This is a genomic window from Thermobacillus composti KWC4 (genome assembly GCF_000227705.2).
Lineage (GTDB): Bacteria > Bacillota > Bacilli > Paenibacillales > Paenibacillaceae > Thermobacillus > Thermobacillus xylanilyticus.
The window spans coordinates 2906176-2923213 of sequence record NC_019897.1 but is presented as its reverse complement, the minus strand read 5'-3'; the positions used below and the strand labels follow the sequence as shown (position 1 = coordinate 2923213).

The 17038-nt window shown below is 53.9% G+C and carries 13 protein-coding genes and 3 pseudogenes; 8 read left to right on the top strand and 8 right to left on the bottom strand.

Annotated features, from left to right (window positions below; genetic code table 11):
* Position 1 precedes the first annotated feature (1 nt).
* From THECO_RS21190 to THECO_RS13610, 3 genes and pseudogenes are all read left to right on the top strand, one after another.
* Positions 2-5209, top strand: coding sequence for a DEAD/DEAH box helicase (locus THECO_RS21190; RefSeq protein WP_015255632.1), 5208 nt, complete (start codon positions 2-4; stop codon positions 5207-5209).
* The gene (locus THECO_RS21185; protein ID WP_198285728.1) at positions 5206-6048 is read left to right on the top strand and encodes a DNA adenine methylase; all 843 of its coding nucleotides are present in this window, start codon (positions 5206-5208) and stop codon (positions 6046-6048) included. Before THECO_RS21190 ends, THECO_RS21185 begins: the two co-directional genes overlap by 4 nt.
* Before the next feature lie 218 nt (positions 6049-6266).
* Positions 6267-6788 (top strand): annotated as a pseudogene (locus tag THECO_RS13610) (glycoside hydrolase family 2); the annotation flags it as partial.
* On the opposite strand, the gene THECO_RS13605 reads toward THECO_RS13610, so the two are convergent.
* The 3 genes and pseudogenes from THECO_RS13605 to THECO_RS21180 form a co-directional block, all read right to left on the bottom strand.
* Positions 6775-7128: a nucleotidyltransferase family protein gene (locus THECO_RS13605; RefSeq protein WP_015255629.1), complete on the bottom strand. Its 354-nt coding sequence runs from the start codon at positions 7126-7128 to the stop codon at positions 6775-6777. The pseudogene THECO_RS13610 and the gene THECO_RS13605 sit on opposite strands and share 14 nt — an antisense overlap.
* Positions 7125-7520: a nucleotidyltransferase substrate binding protein gene (locus tag THECO_RS13600; RefSeq protein ID WP_041853919.1), complete on the bottom strand. Its 396-nt coding sequence runs from the start codon at positions 7518-7520 to the stop codon at positions 7125-7127. Before THECO_RS13600 ends, THECO_RS13605 begins: the two co-directional genes overlap by 4 nt.
* Before the next feature lie 323 nt (positions 7521-7843).
* A pseudogene (locus THECO_RS21180) lies at positions 7844-7939 on the bottom strand (winged helix-turn-helix transcriptional regulator); the annotation flags it as partial.
* A 25-nt stretch (positions 7940-7964) separates the two neighbouring features.
* Between THECO_RS21180 and THECO_RS13595 the strand changes: the two are divergent.
* The 4 genes and pseudogenes from THECO_RS13595 to THECO_RS21460 form a co-directional block, all read left to right on the top strand.
* Complete coding sequence (locus THECO_RS13595; protein WP_052835906.1) at positions 7965-9806, top strand: ABC transporter permease; 1842 nt, start codon at positions 7965-7967, stop codon at positions 9804-9806.
* Positions 9807-9819: 13 nt separating this feature from the next.
* Complete coding sequence (locus THECO_RS13590) at positions 9820-10692, top strand: ABC transporter ATP-binding protein (protein ID WP_015255626.1); 873 nt, start codon at positions 9820-9822, stop codon at positions 10690-10692.
* A 14-nt stretch (positions 10693-10706) separates the two neighbouring features.
* Complete coding sequence (locus THECO_RS13585) at positions 10707-11504, top strand: ABC transporter ATP-binding protein (protein WP_015255625.1); 798 nt, start codon at positions 10707-10709, stop codon at positions 11502-11504.
* Positions 11420-11719: pseudogene (locus THECO_RS21460) on the top strand (VOC family protein); the annotation flags it as partial. The gene THECO_RS13585 and the pseudogene THECO_RS21460, both read left to right, overlap by 85 nt.
* Before the next feature lie 7 nt (positions 11720-11726).
* Here THECO_RS21460 and THECO_RS13575 read toward each other — a convergent pair.
* Genes THECO_RS13575 through THECO_RS13560 form a run of 4 tightly spaced genes read right to left on the bottom strand, consistent with a single transcriptional unit; the run spans position 11727 to position 15652 of the window.
* A complete protein-coding gene (locus tag THECO_RS13575) occupies positions 11727-12842 on the bottom strand; it encodes a GerAB/ArcD/ProY family transporter (RefSeq protein WP_015255624.1) in 1116 nt (371 codons plus the stop codon).
* 5 nt (positions 12843-12847) lie between these two features.
* A complete protein-coding gene (locus tag THECO_RS13570) occupies positions 12848-13027 on the bottom strand; it encodes a hypothetical protein (RefSeq protein WP_015255623.1) in 180 nt (59 codons plus the stop codon).
* A 7-nt stretch (positions 13028-13034) separates the two neighbouring features.
* Positions 13035-14243 (bottom strand): Ger(x)C family spore germination protein, encoded by a 1209-nt coding sequence (locus THECO_RS13565; protein WP_015255622.1) that lies wholly within the window; start codon positions 14241-14243, stop codon positions 13035-13037.
* Entirely contained in the window at positions 14240-15652 is a 1413-nt protein-coding gene (locus THECO_RS13560; protein WP_015255621.1) for a spore germination protein, read from the bottom strand. The genes THECO_RS13565 and THECO_RS13560 overlap by 4 nt, the downstream gene beginning before the upstream one ends.
* Positions 15653-15803: 151 nt before the next feature.
* Here THECO_RS13560 and THECO_RS13555 point away from each other — a divergent pair, with 151 nt between their 5' ends.
* Complete coding sequence (locus THECO_RS13555) at positions 15804-16142, top strand: c-type cytochrome (RefSeq protein WP_015255620.1); 339 nt, start codon at positions 15804-15806, stop codon at positions 16140-16142.
* Between the two features lie 28 nt (positions 16143-16170).
* Here THECO_RS13555 and THECO_RS13550 read toward each other — a convergent pair whose 3' ends face one another.
* Positions 16171-17004, bottom strand: a complete 834-nt coding sequence (locus tag THECO_RS13550) for a helix-turn-helix domain-containing protein (RefSeq protein WP_015255619.1) — start codon at positions 17002-17004, stop codon at positions 16171-16173.
* Between the last annotated feature and the right edge of the window lie 34 nt (positions 17005-17038).

Here is a 17038-nt window from a genome sequence, read left to right as displayed (position 1 = left end):
TATGCACAATTCAAACGGTGTTCAATTCTATTATCAGGCTATTAGAGATCGGTTGAGAAACTATATAAAGTCAGACTATCTTGCCAACAGTGAAACCTTACTGTTATATGAAAACGATCTTTTAGGCGAGAAGTGTAACAATTATTCCAATATTGCACGCGAGCCTTTTATTGAAACATCAGCATCTTACAAGAAACTCCCGGATGGTATTAAAAATTCACATTCCATTGAACCGGGTGTTAAAGAGGCATTTATAAAACTTGCGGATGCAAACTTAGGAGTATATCCTGATCCCTTTGTACATCAAGTAAAGGCATTGGAATCTTTCTTGTCTGGAAAAGATTTGTTTGTTTCAACGGGGACGGGTTCTGGTAAAACAGAGTGTTTCCTTTGGCCGATACTTGCTAAAGCATTTGAAGAAGCAAAAAAACGCCCGAATACGTTTAAGATGGATGCGGTACGGACGCTAGTCATTTATCCTATGAACGCGCTTGTATCAGATCAACTCTCAAGAATTAGAAAAATACTGGGTAATGAGAAATTTAAAGATATTTTTACTACCGAAACAAATGCTGAACGTATCCCTCATTTTGGAATGTACACAGGCAGAACCCCTTACTCTGGTGAGTCCAAGACATCTAGTAACCGTGAACTCGCACAAACTTTTCGTGCAAATTACTTAGTGGATAAGTCAGCTGATGAAGCAATCCAGGAAAAGCAACGAAACAATATTAAAGGGCTTCAAAGTATACACAAATACCCTGCTAGATATGGTGGAGAAAAAGGGGTAGAAAAATTTATCAACAATTTGGAAAATAATATTCAAAATCCTGATCCCTTTGATGCTGAACTTATCACAAGGTTTGAAATGCAGGTATTTCCTCCGGATATTTTAATTACCAACTACTCTATGTTGGAATTTATGCTGATGCGCCAGCGGGAATCGAATATATGGGAGAAAACTAGACAATGGCTTGAAGCATCAAGAGAAAATAAGCTTCTTGTAGTCTTGGATGAAGCACATATGTATCGCGGATCAAGTGGTGGAGAAATCGCCTTGTTACTGGAGCGATTATTCAATCGCTTGAATATAACTATTGAGAGAGTTCAGTTTATTTTGACCACGGCTAGCATGCCTGAGAATGACCATGATGCTATAAATGCATTTTACACGGGGCTAACTGGAAAAGAGCATACCGGTTGTATGTTTTTATTCGGAGAAAAGGAAGATATCCCAGATAAATACGAAGTAATCACAGATGTCGAACTTCTTGCCTCGATCGGATCAGAACAAGCTTATGGGGAAGGTATCGCGAAAAAAATTAAAACATTCGCAAAAACTGTATTTAATCAAACTTTGCCAGAAAACATTGATAATGAGCAAGCACAAGCTTGGCTCTATGAGAATCTGCCGAAATATGAAGCCTTCGTAAAACTGAAAAAGCTTTGTCGAGATGGTGCGAATTCATATAGTTTTCTAAGAGAACAACTATTTGGTGATCATAGACATGCAGGAAATGCACTGGATGCGTTACTTGCCTTAGTTCCTCTTGCTCAGAAAAACGATAACATTTTATTTCCTGTTCGTTTGCACATGTTTTTGCGTGGCTTACAGGGAATTTATGCGTGTTCAAATCCAAAATGCAAGAATGCGTATTATTCTGAAAGTGAGAAACTTCCTTTGGGAAAAGTTATATCAATACCAAAAGAAAAATGCGAATGTGGTGGGCGAGTTTATGAACTCGTCAACCATATTAAGTGTGGGGCTTTATATTTTCGTGTATTTTTCAAAAAAGAAGATGGTCAACCATATTGGTATGTATTTCCTCGGCCTGGCTTGGTCGGTGATGAGGATTCCCTTAATGCAATGCTGTTGTATATTGTTCCATCCAACCATAAGAGAAGAAAAGATGAAAAGTTGGGATATCTTGACCCATTAACAGGAAAATTGTACTTAACGCCTCAAAATGATGATAGTCTTCTAAAGGTAATTTACAACGATACCGAAGATAAAAAAACCAAAGCTTATACTTTTAATAAATGTCCCAAGTGCTGTAAGAATATGACTTTAAAGAAACCAATCGACCTTGCCACAAAAGGAAATATTCCTTTTTACAATTTGACTAAAGTCCAGTTCGAACTGCAACCGCCTCAAAAGAGGAACTTGATAAATCAAGGAAAAAAGGTCCTTTTGTTTTCCGATTCCAGACAGAATGCTGCCAAACTTGCCCGTGATTTGTCAAAGTCATCTGATGCAGATGCTTTCCGACAGGCAGTTATTCTTGCATCTCAGTTGATGCAAAACAGCGAAAAGGAATACTCGCTCAGTGAGCTATACCCGGCATTTTTGGAGATTTGCAATTATCATAGACTTTCTTTCTTTAATGCCGGAGACAAGCAAATATTTGAAGAACATAAACAGAAATTCGAAAAAAGGAAAAATCGAATTTTAGGGCGAGGCGGTAAAATTGATTTTGAAGAAATGGCTAGGGAATTTCAGTCGTTGCCAGAAGAATACTACGAACATTTGCTGATGTTCTTTACAGAAAGTCCGCGTTCTTTTAAAGATATTGGGCTTGGATTTCTTGCGCCCACGAACAAACAATTCAACTACTTAATAGAAGATATTGAAGATGAAGGAATTGAAATTGATAAAGAACTTCTGTATCAGACGATGGTGTTGTTGTTCTGGGACGTAATGGATGAAGCAGCTGCGATTGGAGAAATGATACCAGATGAAGTTCGTAAACAGTTACCAGGACGTAGCAAGTCTCGAGAATTTGGATTGAACTCGGCTTTTATTTCTGACATAGATGGAGAATTATTAAGTCGAATTCAAGAGGTTCTTGACATTGATTTGCCCAAAATGAAAAAAACCATAGAACTAATAAGGGATAACTTCTTTGCAAGGTCATCAAGAAATAATAGGTACTATATCAAACTTTCATCGGTAAAGATAGTATCTACAGATGAGAATTTCTCATGGTATCGATGCATAAAGTGCGGTAAGATTTCACCGTTTAAAATTGGGGAGTATTGTGGTGCTTGCTTTGTTTCAACGGAGGTTGTAGCTATTACTGCAGAAGATTTGTCTCGTTTTGATTTTTGGAGAATTCCAATACTAAATGCTCTAAGTGAAGGGTTTCAGATTCAAAAAATCAGAACAGAAGAACATACTGCTCAATTGACGCATAAAGAAACAAGAAGTGACACTTGGAGCAGAACGGAAAAGTATGAGATGCAGTTCCAAGATATATGTGCAGGAGAGTCTGGAGAGGATTCAATTGATGTATTAAGTTGTACAACAACGATGGAAGTTGGGATTGATATTGGTGCTTTGACTTCTGTAGGCCTTCGGAACATCCCTCCGATGAGGGAAAACTATCAGCAGAGAGCTGGCCGAGCAGGACGAAGAAATGCGGGGGTTTCCACAGTGGTCACATATGCTTTAGGTGGACCACATGACCATCATTATTTCATTCACCCAAATGAAATGATATCTGGTCCTCCACGAAAACCATGGATTGATCGCAACAATCCAAAGATAAAGCAACGACATTACAACATGATGGCTCTAAATGGATTCATGTCCACAGAAGAGATGAGGACACAATTCGACAGCATAGCTGATATTGGAATAATCAGTTTTTGTAAGGATTATGGCGAAAAATACATTCAGTATGTCAAATCTACTAGTGCAACACAGCCTTACATGGATGAATCTATAAGAAAATTTAAAGAGATTAAAGAAAATGTGTTGGATGAAAATAAAATCAGTGAGTATGAAGAAGCATCTGCTTTTGATGTGTTTTATCGTGAGGGGTATATTCCGTCCTACTCATTTCCAAAGAATGTCGTAAAGTTTTACGTAGAGAAAGGTTCGAGTCACGGAAGGAATAATCGTGAAATTCAATATGCCCCTGAAAGGGATATTGCATTAGCGCTTAGTGAATATGCTCCGGGAAGGTTTGTAACTATTGATAAAAAAATATATAAAAGTGGTGGCATCTATGCCAATCCAAGACCGCGAGGATATGAAACAAATCAAGCTGAGTTTTACTTTACGAATAGTGACTATTATCACGATATTATTATTTGCTCAGAATGCAATTGGTTTGGTGTAGATAAAGAAGATTATGCACGATCAAGTTGTCCTTATTGTCATGCGTCGATTGAACGAAAGAAAATGTTGCGTCCCTGGGGATTTGCGCCTGAAAGAGGTGATGCGGTTAGATATGAAGATGAGAGCGAAGAATACTCTTTTACAGAAATGCCCTATTATGCCTATGTACCAGAGGACGAAAAACTTGAACAGTTTGGAGAAAGCAAGATTAGCTATGCAAAATTGTCCAATAGAAAAGTACTAACTGTTAATATGGGGAATAACAAGCACGGTTTTAATATATGCAAGAAATGTGGCGGAGCAGAAATATCAGATCCAAGCAATCCTGGACGTACTTTGGTATCTCAGCCGTATCATGATAGCCGTGTGTGTAATCATGATGAGGTAGCAAATAATGTATTCTTAGGGTTTGAATTTTTGACAGATATGTTTATGTTGGATATTTCATATGACACAAAAAAGCTAGTTAGCAACAGTAGTGCAGAGGAGAAAAGCATTTTTTCGTCTGCAGTAACAACGCTGCATGAGGCTCTAAAAAAAGCAGTGTCTATAGTCCTTGACATTGATTATAACGAGATTAGTGGTGGTTGGCGTCCGAGAATAAAAGATGATGGGAATTCACATATTGAGATGTACTTCTATGATAATCTATCTAGTGGTGCAGGCTATTCATCTATGATTGGACAACATCTTGGAGATATACTAGAGACTGCACAAAATATCCTCTCTAAATGTGATTGTTCCCGTTCATGTAAGAACTGCCTTGATAACTTTTGGAATCAAAGAAGTCATCGTTATTTTAATAGAGAACTTGGGCTGCAATTGTTGAATTATGCCAAGAATGGGACTTTACCTTATGGCTATTCAATAAAAGAGCAAAAGGAATGGCTTGTCCCGCTTGAGAAGCTTATCTCAGAAGATCCGGATTTATCTCAGATGGGAAAAATTGAATTTGAGGTTATTCCGCCAATCCTAAAAAAACCAATTAGCAGTACTAATAAAATGTACTTAAACCCTATTGATTTGTCAGATTGGTTGCCTAACACTTTCTTGGATTACAGAAACTTGATTATGAGAGGTAAATGATGGCGACTTCTTTTTCACCTCTACGTTACCCGGGTGGGAAAAATAAGATATACAAGAGGGTTGTTAGGCTCATTGAGAAAAATAATTACGATTGTAGAACGTATGTAGAGCCTTTTGCTGGTGGATTTAGTATTGGGATTGGCTTGCTGAGCAATGGAATTGTGAGTACGGCGGTACTAAATGATTATGACAGGCATATATATAACTTTTGGTATTCACTATTCCACTTTACTGATGAACTGGTGAAAAAGATATATGATACCCCCATTACAATTGAGGAAAGAAAAAGGCAACTTGCAATTTATAATGATCCTTCTGCAGACACCCTCAGTGATGGGTTTGCTACTTTATTCTTAAATCGTGTAAACTACTCTGGAATTATAAAAGGAGGTCCAATTGGCGGGCAATCACAAGCTGGAAAATATAAACTCGATTGTCGCTTTAATAAAACGGATCTTAGTAAAAGAATAGAGAAAGTTGCGTTGCTTAAGGATAGAATTTATCTGTTTAATTATGATGCTAGTGAATTAATAACTAAACATCTGAAAAAAATAAAAAACAATGCATTCTTTAACATTGACCCGCCATATGTGGCTAAAGGATATAGACTTTATACTAATTTTTTTAAGGAGGATGATCATCGAAACTTTGAGCGAATAATAAGCAAACATTTAAAAGATAACCCTTGGATTGTTACTTATGATGATTGTGAACTGATTAGAAATGTATACGCACAATACCATATGGAAGAGTATCGGATTCAGCATAATGCCGGAGGAAGTGCTCTTGGGAAAGAACTAGTCATTACAAATATTCCTAAAGAGTCATTTGTATGGTAAGATGCTGCCAGTCAACAATCGCTCAGAATATCTGTAACAACCCGAGCAAAATTGCTTATATTAACGTTCGAATCTAGCCCGATCCCCCGGATCGGGCTTTTTCGTGCGCTGTACGCCCGGCATGGGCGTCATCTCTACGGTGAAAGTCCGGAATGGGGGCTGGCGAGCGCCTACCATTAGCCGAGGGCAAGGGTGTCGGTCGCGAGGCCGAATCTGAAGCGCAAGTCTTTACGGACCGGAAGCAGCAGCACTTTACCGAGTCGATCTACCATCTGACCAAGGCGCTCGATCCGTACCGCCCGGTCGTGGTGAACGACGGCTGGGAGCACACCGTGTCCGACATCATCACGCTGCACGATTACGAAGAGGACGGGGACCGCTTCCTGGCGCGGTACAGCCTGCGGGACGACATTCTCGGCAACCGCATTCCGTTCAACAACGGCCGTTACGCCTTCGCGCGAGGGTACGAATACCGCGGCCAGCCGGTCATCATCAGCAAATACGGCGGCATCGCCTTCAAGACGGATGCCGGGTGGGGCTACGGCAACCACGTCAAGGACGAAGAGGAGTTTATCGAGCGCTATCGCAAGATTACGAACGCGATCAAGGCCACGCCCTACGTCTGCGGGTTCTGCTACACGCAGATCACGGACGTGCAGCAGGAGACGAACGGCCTCTTGACCGAAGGCCGCAAGCCGAAGGTCGATCCGGACAAGATCCGCGCCGTCAATTTGGCTTGAATTTGTTGACTGTCGACAAACCCTGTCGGCAGTCATTTTTATAGATGCTGATGCCGACGCGATCAATGTGTTCGATGAGGTTTTGGCGGGACAGCGAATGATAGTCCACGACATCCACCTTGTAGGGGATGGGAAGTTCCTCGTTCAACCACGCTTGCAAATTCAGGGCCACATCGGGCAACGGCCGGTCGCCTTTGATGGCCAGGTCAATGTCGCTGCCCTTCTTGTAAGTTCCTTTGGCTCTGCTGCCAAACAGAACCACTTCGCGAATCTGCGGATACTTGCTGAAGGATTCCAACATCAGCCGAAAAGACTCCGGCGATACGCCATAGGTGTTCATCGATCCATCCCCAGCCGGCCGTGCACTTGTTTCAAAGCAGCTGTAAAGCGGTCACGAATGAGCCCAAATGCCAATTCCGCCATGCTCTCATCGTAGGTGTGCGCCATTACATTCCGCTTTTGCAACATATCCAGCCAGAGTTCACCGTCTTCGATCAGGCCATACCGGAACGCCTCTTTGATGACATCCCGCGGGAACTTGGCATCGATGCCGCGTTCTTCCATGTAATCTTTCAATGTTTTCCAGGCGAGTTCAAAAGTAAATTGATAGTATTGAATTGCACCGGCTCTCTCCAGCTCGGACAAATGCTCTGCAGTCAACGCTTGCACGAGCTTGTCCAGTGCTTTGTCAAAATTTTCGTATCTTTGCTTCCACCGGATATCGGCAGACATTGCGGATCGCCCCATTCATATAGGTTCCAACACGATTATAGCATGAAGGCCATGATAACTTGCACGGCCGGAAAAAGTCGATCACCCTCGAAGCGTGCTGTTTGTTCAAAATTTTGTTTTGTCCATCGCGTTCCCTCGCCTGCGGGCGGTTTTTCATCCCATGCTTCGCTACGCTTGCTCGAGCAATCGGGCGACGTAGAGAGCGGCTGTCTGTACGGAGAGGCGTAAGAAGCGCTATACGACTCGTTCGGGGAGATGGAACTTGCGGTTCTGTGCAAGATCGTCTTCCGTGAAGCATTGCGCGGCGGGACGGCGGATCTATGAAAATCCCGGCCTTTCTCGGTGAGCGAATATTCCACGGTCACCGGGACGGTCGGGAACACCTCGCGGCGCACGACCTCGTTTTGTTCCAGCAGGCGCTCTGGCAGCCTTGACGAATCCCGGATGAGAAGGAGACGGAAGAACGGCCATGTTCGATCAGTTGATTACGGCCTGGTGATCGGCAACTTGTACATGCTGACCGCGATCGGCATCACGCAGATTTACGGCGTGGCCGGCGTGGTCAACTTTGCCCACGGTTCGGTGTATATGGCGGGCGCCTATATCGGGTGGATGGCGATAACCTGGCTGCACTGGCCGCTCGTTCCCGTGATCTTGCTCGTGCTGGCCGGCAGCGCCCTGCTCGGTCTGGCGCTGGAGCGGCTGGCGGTCCGGCCGTTCGCCCGGGCCGGCAGCACGATCCTGCTGCTGACGACCATCGCCGCCGGGCTCATCATCGACAACGCCGCCCAGGTGATCTGGGGGCCCCAGACGCAGGCGCTTCCCAATCCGCTGCCGCAATGGCACATCCGGCTGGGGGCGGGCACGGTGTCGCTGCTCGATCTGTTCATTCTGGCGTGCGGGGTCGGCACGGCGCTTCTGCTCCATCTGTTCCTGTACCGCAGCCGCGCGGGCTGGGCGGTGCGGGCGACGGCCCAGGACCGCGACGCGGCATTGCAGATGGGGATCAACGTCAACCGGGTAAACCGGTATTCCTTCGCGCTCTCCGGCGCTTTCGCCGGCCTCAGCAGACTGTTGGTCGGGCTGTACTTCAGCAACATTTACCCGACGATGGGCGCCTCGGCCACCCTCAAGGGAACGACCGCCGCGCTGCTCGGCGGACTCGGGAACGTGCCGGGCGCCATTCTCGGCGCCTATGTGCTCGGCATCGCGGAGACGTTCAGCGTGGAATGGCTCGGTTCCAGCTACCGCAACCTGGTGGCGGTGCTGCTGCTGATCGCGGTGCTCCTGTTCCGGCCCAACGGGCTGCTCTCCGGGCGGCGGGCGCTCAATCCGGAGCCGACCGCGGGCACGTTCATACCCCATGGCCGCCCGCTTCGTTTTCCGAGGTGGCTGATTCCGGCTTCCGCGGTGCTCGCCGCGGCGCTGCCGCTGTTCGTGGCGAACCCTTATGCGCTGCAGGTGCTGGCGATCGGCTGGGTGTTCGCCCTGATGGCGGTCAGCCTGAACCTGATTTCCGGCACCACGGGACAAATTTCCCTCGGCCACGCGGGATTCGTGACACTGGGCGCCTACGCTACCGCGATCCTGACCAGTCGGCTCGGCCTGCCGTTCTCCGTGTCGCTGCTCGTATCGCCCGTCGTGGCGGCGGTGATCGGCGTCCTGCTGTGCTGCCCGGCCCTCCGGCTGCGCGGCCAATACCTGGCCATCGCCACGCTGGGGCTCGGCGAGGCGATTTCCCTGATCGCGCTCAATTGGGATTCGGTGACGCAGGGGCCGCTCGGCATCAGCGGCATTCAGCCCGCCGCGTTCTTCGGCTACGAGATCTGGTCCGCGGCCGGCGTCTACTGGCTGGACCTGGCGGCGCTTCTCGCCTGCGTCTGGGCCGTGTACCGGCTGTCGCGCTCCCATCTGGGCCGGGCGCTGCGCGCCGTGCGGGAAGACGAGGTGGCGGCGCGGGCGTTCGGCATCGGCCTGGCCCGGTACAAGTCCATCGCGTTCGGGGTGAGCGCCTTCTTCGCGGCGGTTGCGGGCGTGCTGCTGGCCCACTCCTATTCCTATATCGCGCCCGACACGTTCACATTCGCGCTCTCGATTCAGGTGCTCACCATGATCATCCTGGGAGGACGGGACAACGTGGGCGGCGCCGTGATCGGAGCCGTCATCCTGATCGTGCTGCCGGAGACGATCCGGTTCCTCGGCGAATACCGGTACATCCTGTACGGGCTTCTGCTGATCGGGATGCTGCGTTTCCGTCCGTACGGACTGCTCAATTCCACTACGTGAAGGAGGCGGCGCCGTGAGTCTGTTATCCGTGCGCGGCATACACAAGCGTTTCGGCGGCCTGCACGCCTTGAAGGGCGTCAGCTTCGAGCTTGAGGAAGGGGAGACGGTCGCCCTGATCGGCCCGAACGGCGCCGGAAAGACGACGCTGTTCAACCTGATATCGTGCGAAGACCGCCCGGACGACGGGGAAATCGTGCTGGACGGGCAGCGCATCGACGGGCTGCCCGCCCATCTCGCCGCGGCGCGCGGGCTGGCCCGCACGTTCCAGAACGGGCGCGTCTTCGGCAATCTCGCCGTGCTGGAAAACGTGCTGCTCGGCGCCCATACGCGGCTTGAAGATTTGACCGGCCCGGGTTCCCGGCCGGGCGAAGGGGTGCTGACGGCGCTGCGGGAAATCGCCTGGAGCATCATCCAGCCCCGCCGTTTCCGCAGGATGGAAGCCGAGCTGACGGAGGAGGTCCGGGACATTCTGTCCTTCTTCGGCGACCGGCTGCTTCCGAGGCTTCACCAGCCGGCTTACTCGCTCTCCTACGCCAACCGCAGGCGGACGGAGCTGGCGCGGGCCCTCGCCCTTCGCCCGCGGGTGCTCCTGCTCGACGAACCGACGGCGGGCATGAACCCGACGGAGACCGACGAAATGTCGGAAGTGATTCTGCAGCTTCAGCGCCGGGGCCAAAGCATGCTGTTGATCGAGCACAAGCTGGAGCTCGTGATGGCGGTCGCCCGCCGGGTGGTGGCGCTCGATGCCGGCGAGGTGATCGTGTCCGGCACGCCGGAAACGGTGCGTTCCGACTCGCGGCTCATCGAGGCTTATGTCGGCAAAAAACAGGACGGGGTCGCCGCCGCAAGCGCCGGCGCCGTGCTTGAACCGTCGTTGCAGGCGTGAAAGGGGGAAGCGGGATGACAGCGGTCTTGAGGCTGGAAAACGTGAACACGTTCTACGGGGCGGTGCAGGCGCATTTTGATCTGTGCCTCGACATTTACCCCGGGGAAATCATCTGCCTGCTCGGCGGCAACGCCTCCGGCAAATCCACCGCGATGAAAGTGATCTTCGGGCTCGTCAGGCCGCGCTCCGGCCGCGTGCTGCTCGCCGGGGAGGACGCGACGCAGTGGGGTACGCCCCAGCTCGTCGCCTGGGGGCTCCGCTCCGTGCCGGAAGCGCGCCGCCTGTTTCCGTTCATGACCGTGCGGGAAAATCTGCTGCTCGGCGCCTATCTCCGCAAAGACCGCCGGCAGGTCGCGGAAGACCTGGAACGGCTCCTCGATTTGTTCCCACGGGTCGGGGAACGGCTGAACCAGGCCGCGGGCACCCTCTCCGGAGGCGAGCAGCAGATGGTCGCCATGGCCAGGGCGCTGCTGGGCAAGCCGCGCGTGCTGTGCATGGATGAGCCGACCATGGGGCTTTCTCCCCTGTGGGTCGACCGGGTGCTGGAACTGGTGCAGACGATCAACCGGCAGGGCACGACCGTGTTCATGGTCGAACAGAACGCGCGCGCAGCGCTGCAGGGCCGCCGCATCCCCATCCGCTCGGCTACGGGCGCATTGACCGGCTGGAAGTGGTGTTCCCGACGCTTGAGGAAGGGGAGGCCTGCTTCCGCGACGGCTATGGCCTTCGGCGCGTCGGCGAGCAGTCGGTCTGCCCCAGCCGCCAGGGGGACCGCGTGTTCTTTCCGCTGTCCGACGGGCAGCTCGAGGTGATCGCGCCCAACTCCGCGGACAGTCCGCTGCAAGATTTCGTCACCCGGCGGGGATACGGCCTGCGGGGCGTCGTGCTCACGGTGCCCGATCCCGACGCGGCCGCTGGCGCGCTGGAAGCGAGGGGCGTCCGCTTCATCCGCTCGTCCGCGTCGGGCGCCGTCCAGATCGATCCGGCGGAAGCGGCGGGTGCACGGCTGATTCTCATCAAAGGTTGAAGGTTTGTTACTTCCGCGTTCGGCCGGAGCTGTAACGGTTGCCGCTTCCCGGCCTGCGGATGCGGGCAATGGCATAGATAAGCGCCGGCAGGACGATGAACATCGTGAACGACAAGGGGATGAGGGACGTGGAGATCGTGTGCGTCATCTCCTGATAGTTCGCCGCAACCCAGACGCCGAACAGCGTCAGCAGCAGGGCGACCGGGAACACGATCGGCCGGTAGTCGGCGAGGTTCATCCACTCCGCGGCGCCGATCACGGTGATGTAGAAGAACACGCAAATTTTCACGAAGGCGCCGAGCACCCAGATGGCCATGAACAGTGCCTCCAGATGGGCGAAAAATTCGGCCAGATCGATGTACCGCGCGAGGATCAGGAACGGGAACGAATAACCGCCCGTCAGCTCGCCGAGCAAGAGCAGCGTCACCAGGTTGGACAACACCAGCGTCAGGATGATCGCGCCGAACGTGATCCAGAGGCTCTTCTTCGCATTTTCCCGATCGGAGACATGGGGGAGGAAGAACCACGCGATGGACAGCTCCCCGAACCAGATTTGCAGCACCAGCGAGCCTTTCACGGAAGGCAGAATCCCATCTCCCAGCACCGGCGTCATGTACGTGATGTGCAGGTCCGGGATGATGAGCAGCACGATCAGCAGGAACAGCAGGAGAAAAGCGGGGAGAAAAAGATCGGCGAAACGCCCCACGATCTCCACCCCTCCTCTCACCGCGAGGGCGCACACCAGCACCAGGCTGCCGAGCACGACGATGAGCGGGGTGTCGGACAGGAAGGCGCCGACGACGAACTCGCCGTATTCCCGCAGAATGATCCCGCTGATGTAGAGATAGTACAGCCAGAGCGCGGCCCCGATCACCAAGCCGGGCAGCCGGCCGACGGTGTCCCGGAGGGTCTGGATGACGCTCCGATCGGGAAACAGCCGGTTAAGTCCAAGCACGACCGGCACGGCGATGACGCCGCTGAAGGCCCAGACGGGCGACAGCCACAGATCCTGCCGCGCGAAGTTGAAGGAGATGCCCGACGCGGTGAGAATGGCTGTGGGGGTGATAGCGAGATAAATCATCTTGCCCATCTGAAGGGCGGAAATTTTCCCTTTTTCGATCATGGCGCCTATCCGCTCCGTTTCGCGCTCAGTTGTTCGATCATGACGACCGCCGGCCGGAACATCCAGTCGACCATCCGCGACGGTCCCGGCATCCGCGGGTTGTATGCGAGCGCGGCCGCCAGCGCGACGCCCGCAAGGGTCAGGACGAGGGCGGCGATCCGCTCCCTCGTCATGCGCTTCTTCATGCGCGGCTCACCTCTGCTCCTGCCTGAAAAAGTTCTTGCCGATCAGACCCGGTCTAGCGATCCGCAAGTCCGTCTCCAGCCGGACTTCCACTTCCGGGAAAATTTCGTCCCAACGGTCCGCGTTCGCTTCCCAGATTTTCGGGTACTTCCGGTAGAAGGTGTCAGCGAACTGGAAGATGTCGGCTTTGAATTCCTTTTGGGCCTGCCCAAGCGCCATCTTGACGCGGGTATTGACGACTTTCTCCAGTTCCTTTTCCACCTTCCCGATATGGTCCGGAACCGACAGATCCAGATCCGACGTGTTTTCGACGATGTCGTCCTGGCCGGTGATCCGGACGGTCATGATCCAGCGCCCGCCTTCGATCTTCGGGATCAGCCGCGTTTGGCTGCGGTGCAGATGCAGCGAGACGTACCCGTCGGACTGCTCCGGCGAGACGGTCACGGTCGCCTGCTTGATCTCATTGCGCAGCCACATGATGCCCCGGGTGACGTCCTCGTTCACTCGCCCGATCATCTTGCCGTTCTTGATGACCGACACTCCCTGGATATACGGGAAGGACTGCTTTTCGCCCTGCTCCTCGCGGATAACCACGATCGGCAGAACCGCCGCCTTCGATTTGCTGACCATCATCTGCGCCAGATCCATCATTGTGATGTTCAGTCCGGTCTGCTGTTCGGCCATGCGGACGAGCGCGTCCGCGACCGAGCGTTCGATCGACGGAGAGAGCAGCAGCACATTTTTCGCCGGACCGTCGCAGACGAACACGTGGGCGCGTTCCCTCGACGCGATGTGCCGCATCAGGAAGTCCATCGGCGCCTCCAATCCCGCTCTCGCCATGCGCTCGCCGAACAGGAACACATCGGCCTGCCCCCAGAACACCCTGCGGGAAATCATCTTCTGCAGCCGGGATGCCGCGTCCGCCATGTTGATGCCCGTTACGGTGCGGATGACCGACGTCCCTTTGTTGCCATCGGGCGCCCCCGACATCTGGCTGCCGGCGGAATCCGAGCTCGACGAGGTCAGATAGATCTCCACGGACAATTCGATATGCCCGTCTTCATTCAGATCCAGGCCGGCCGCCGTAATGATGGCCAGATCATTCACTTCCCTGCTGTTCCAGCAGCCGGAAAGAAGGAGCGCGCAGACGAACAACGACAGCAGGGCCGGCGCGGTTCTCCGCCCGTTCGCAAGCATGCTTGTCCGCTTTCGCCTCATCGCTTGGCTCTCCTGTTCAGCATCCAATGGGGCGCCCGCCACAGCACGTCCTTGAGCCCGCGGCTTTGCATCGGCGCGAGCGGTGACATATAAGGAACCCCGAAGGAGCGGAGATTGAGCAGATGATTGAGGATGACGATCACCCCGAGGATCATGCCGAGCAGGCCCATCATGCCCGCCAGGAACATGATGGGGAACCGGAGCAGCCGGATGGGAATGCCGATGGTGAAGCGGGGTGCCATGAACGACGCGATGCCCGTGATCGCCACCACCATGACCATCGGCGCGGACACGATGCCGGCCGAGATCGCCGCCTGGCCGATGACGAGGGCGCCGACGATGCTGACGGCCGAGCCGATCTGCTTCGGCAGCCGGGCGCCGGCTTCGCGCAGCGCTTCGAACATCGTCTCCATCAGGATGGCCTCCATCAGCGCGGAGAACGGGATCTGTTCCCGCGACCGCGCCATCGTGAGCATGAGGGTGGTCGGAATCATCTCCTGATGGAACGACACGACCGCCACATACAGGGACGGGCCGAGCAGCGAGATCGCGAGAAAGAAATACCGCAGCCAGCGAATCGCCGTCACGACCACGTACCGCTCGTAGTAGTCCTCCGGTGTCTGCAGCAGGGAGAAAAACGTCGCCGGCGCGACCAGCACGGTGGGCGTTCCGTCGACCATGACGACGACGCGGCCCTCCATCAGATAAGCGCCGGCCACATCCGGCCGCTCCGTGCTGAGCATTTGCGGGAAGGGGGAATACCGGTTGTCTTCGATCCATTCCTCGATATATGAGGTTTCCAGCACATCCTCGATCTCGATCCGCTTCAGCCGGCTCATCATTTCCCGGACCAGGGACGGCTGTGCAATATCCTCGATATAGATGACGGCGACCGGGGTTCGGGAACAGGTTCCGATGTGAAGGGTGACGACTTTCAGCTTCGGGCTCCGGATCTTGCGCCGCAGCATGGCGATGTTCGTCCGCATCGTCTCGATGAAGCCTTCGCGCGGCCCGCGCAGCACCGACTCGGCCTTCGGCTCCTCGACGGAACGCTGCTCCCAGGAGGACAAACCGAACGAGAGCGCCGCGTTCTGGCCGTCGACGAGCAGCACCGGATTTCCGCCGGAGATCTTCTCCACGATGGCTTCGATCGTGCCGCAGGTTTGCACGGATGCGTCGGTCGTCTGATTCCGGATATCTTGCAGCGCAGGGTTCGGGCCGGGAGCGTCCCGGAGCGGCGCGACGACATGCTGGTCGAGCTCTTCCAGCCGGACGAGCCCATCGATATAGACCAGCATGGCCGGGGTGTGGCCGCCGATGACCATGTCATGGAAGACCACGTCGGCGCAATCGTTGTAGACGGCTCGCAGCCGCCGCAGATTTTCCCGCAAATGATTGGAGAGTTTCATCGCCATCCCCTGCCGTGTGCGTTTGGTTCCATTGTTTGCATGCGGGGCGTGTTTTATCCAAGGTGCCGCGTTCACAAGATGCTCGTTTGCCGAGTGGAAACATGTGCCGTATAATACGTGGAAATGAGCCATGGACAAGGGGGAGACGGCAATGGCGGGAAGAAAAGGATGGCTGGCTCTGCTTCTGCTCGCCGTCGGACTGACCGCATGCGGCGGAGGCGGCGGGAACGGGACGGGGCAGGGAAAGGCGGACGAGGCGGACCGGGTGGCCGCCGAAGGAGAGCGGCTGTACATGAACCGGTGCATGTCCTGCCATGGCGGCGAACTGGAAGGGGGCTTCGGCCCGGAGCTGCGGAATGTCGGGGAGCGGATGAGCAGGGAAGAGTTCATCGCCGTGGTCCGGGACGGCAGGAACAGCATGCCGGCGTTCAGGGACCGGCTGACGGATGACGAGATCGGGGCGATCATCGATTGGCTGGACAAGCAATGACAGCGGACAAGCGTCCGCTGTCATTGCTTTATCGGCTTGCCGGGCCGACCGCCGCTTGTCGGTAGGCGGCCGGCGGCTGCCCGAGGACGGCCTTGAAGTCCTTGATGAAATGCGCCTGGTCGAAATAGCCGAGTTGCAAGGCCAGCTCCGTGAGCGACGTCGAGGCGTCCTTCTCGATCCGCTCCGCCGCTTCCTGCAGCCGGAACCGGCGGATCACCCATTTCGGCGTGACCCCGACATGGCGCTGGAACAGGCGCTGCAGCTGCCGGATCGACAGCCCGGTCAGCTCGCAGAGCTGCTCCACCCGGACGACGGATCGGTCGCGCATCACCTGTTCCACGATGCGCGCCGCCTGTTCGGCCTGCGCGTCGGGATCGGGCAGGCGCGCGAGCAGGAAGTCCTCCGCCTGCCGCGCCATCGCTTCGTCATTGCCCGCGTCCAGCACCGCATCCATCCATCCGGAAGCCGCCGGGCCGAACAGATCGGCTGCCGGAATCGTCCTCCCGGTCAGGCGGGAGACATCGTCCCGCCAGAACGGGTGGAAGCAGCCCGCGCGGAACTTGACGCCCAGCACGCGGCACGCTCCGCGCAGCACGCGCACGAACGGCCGCTTCGTGACGCCGTAGATGAGCGCCCGGCGTCCGTCGACATCGTGCTCGAACGCGAGGTGGACATTCGGATAGGACAAGATCCGCTGGGTGTACGACTCGCCGGGGGGAAGATTGTAGCGGACGATCCAGTAATGCTCGATGAACGGCTGAAGTTCGGCGCACGGTACGTAGCGGTTGAGCGAGGACTTGTCCAGGCCGGCGGCCGCGTGCACGATGCCGCGGGTCGAACCGCCGTCTTGTTTCGGTCTCATGCGCATCCCCCGTTCTCTTCCGATGACCTGTCGC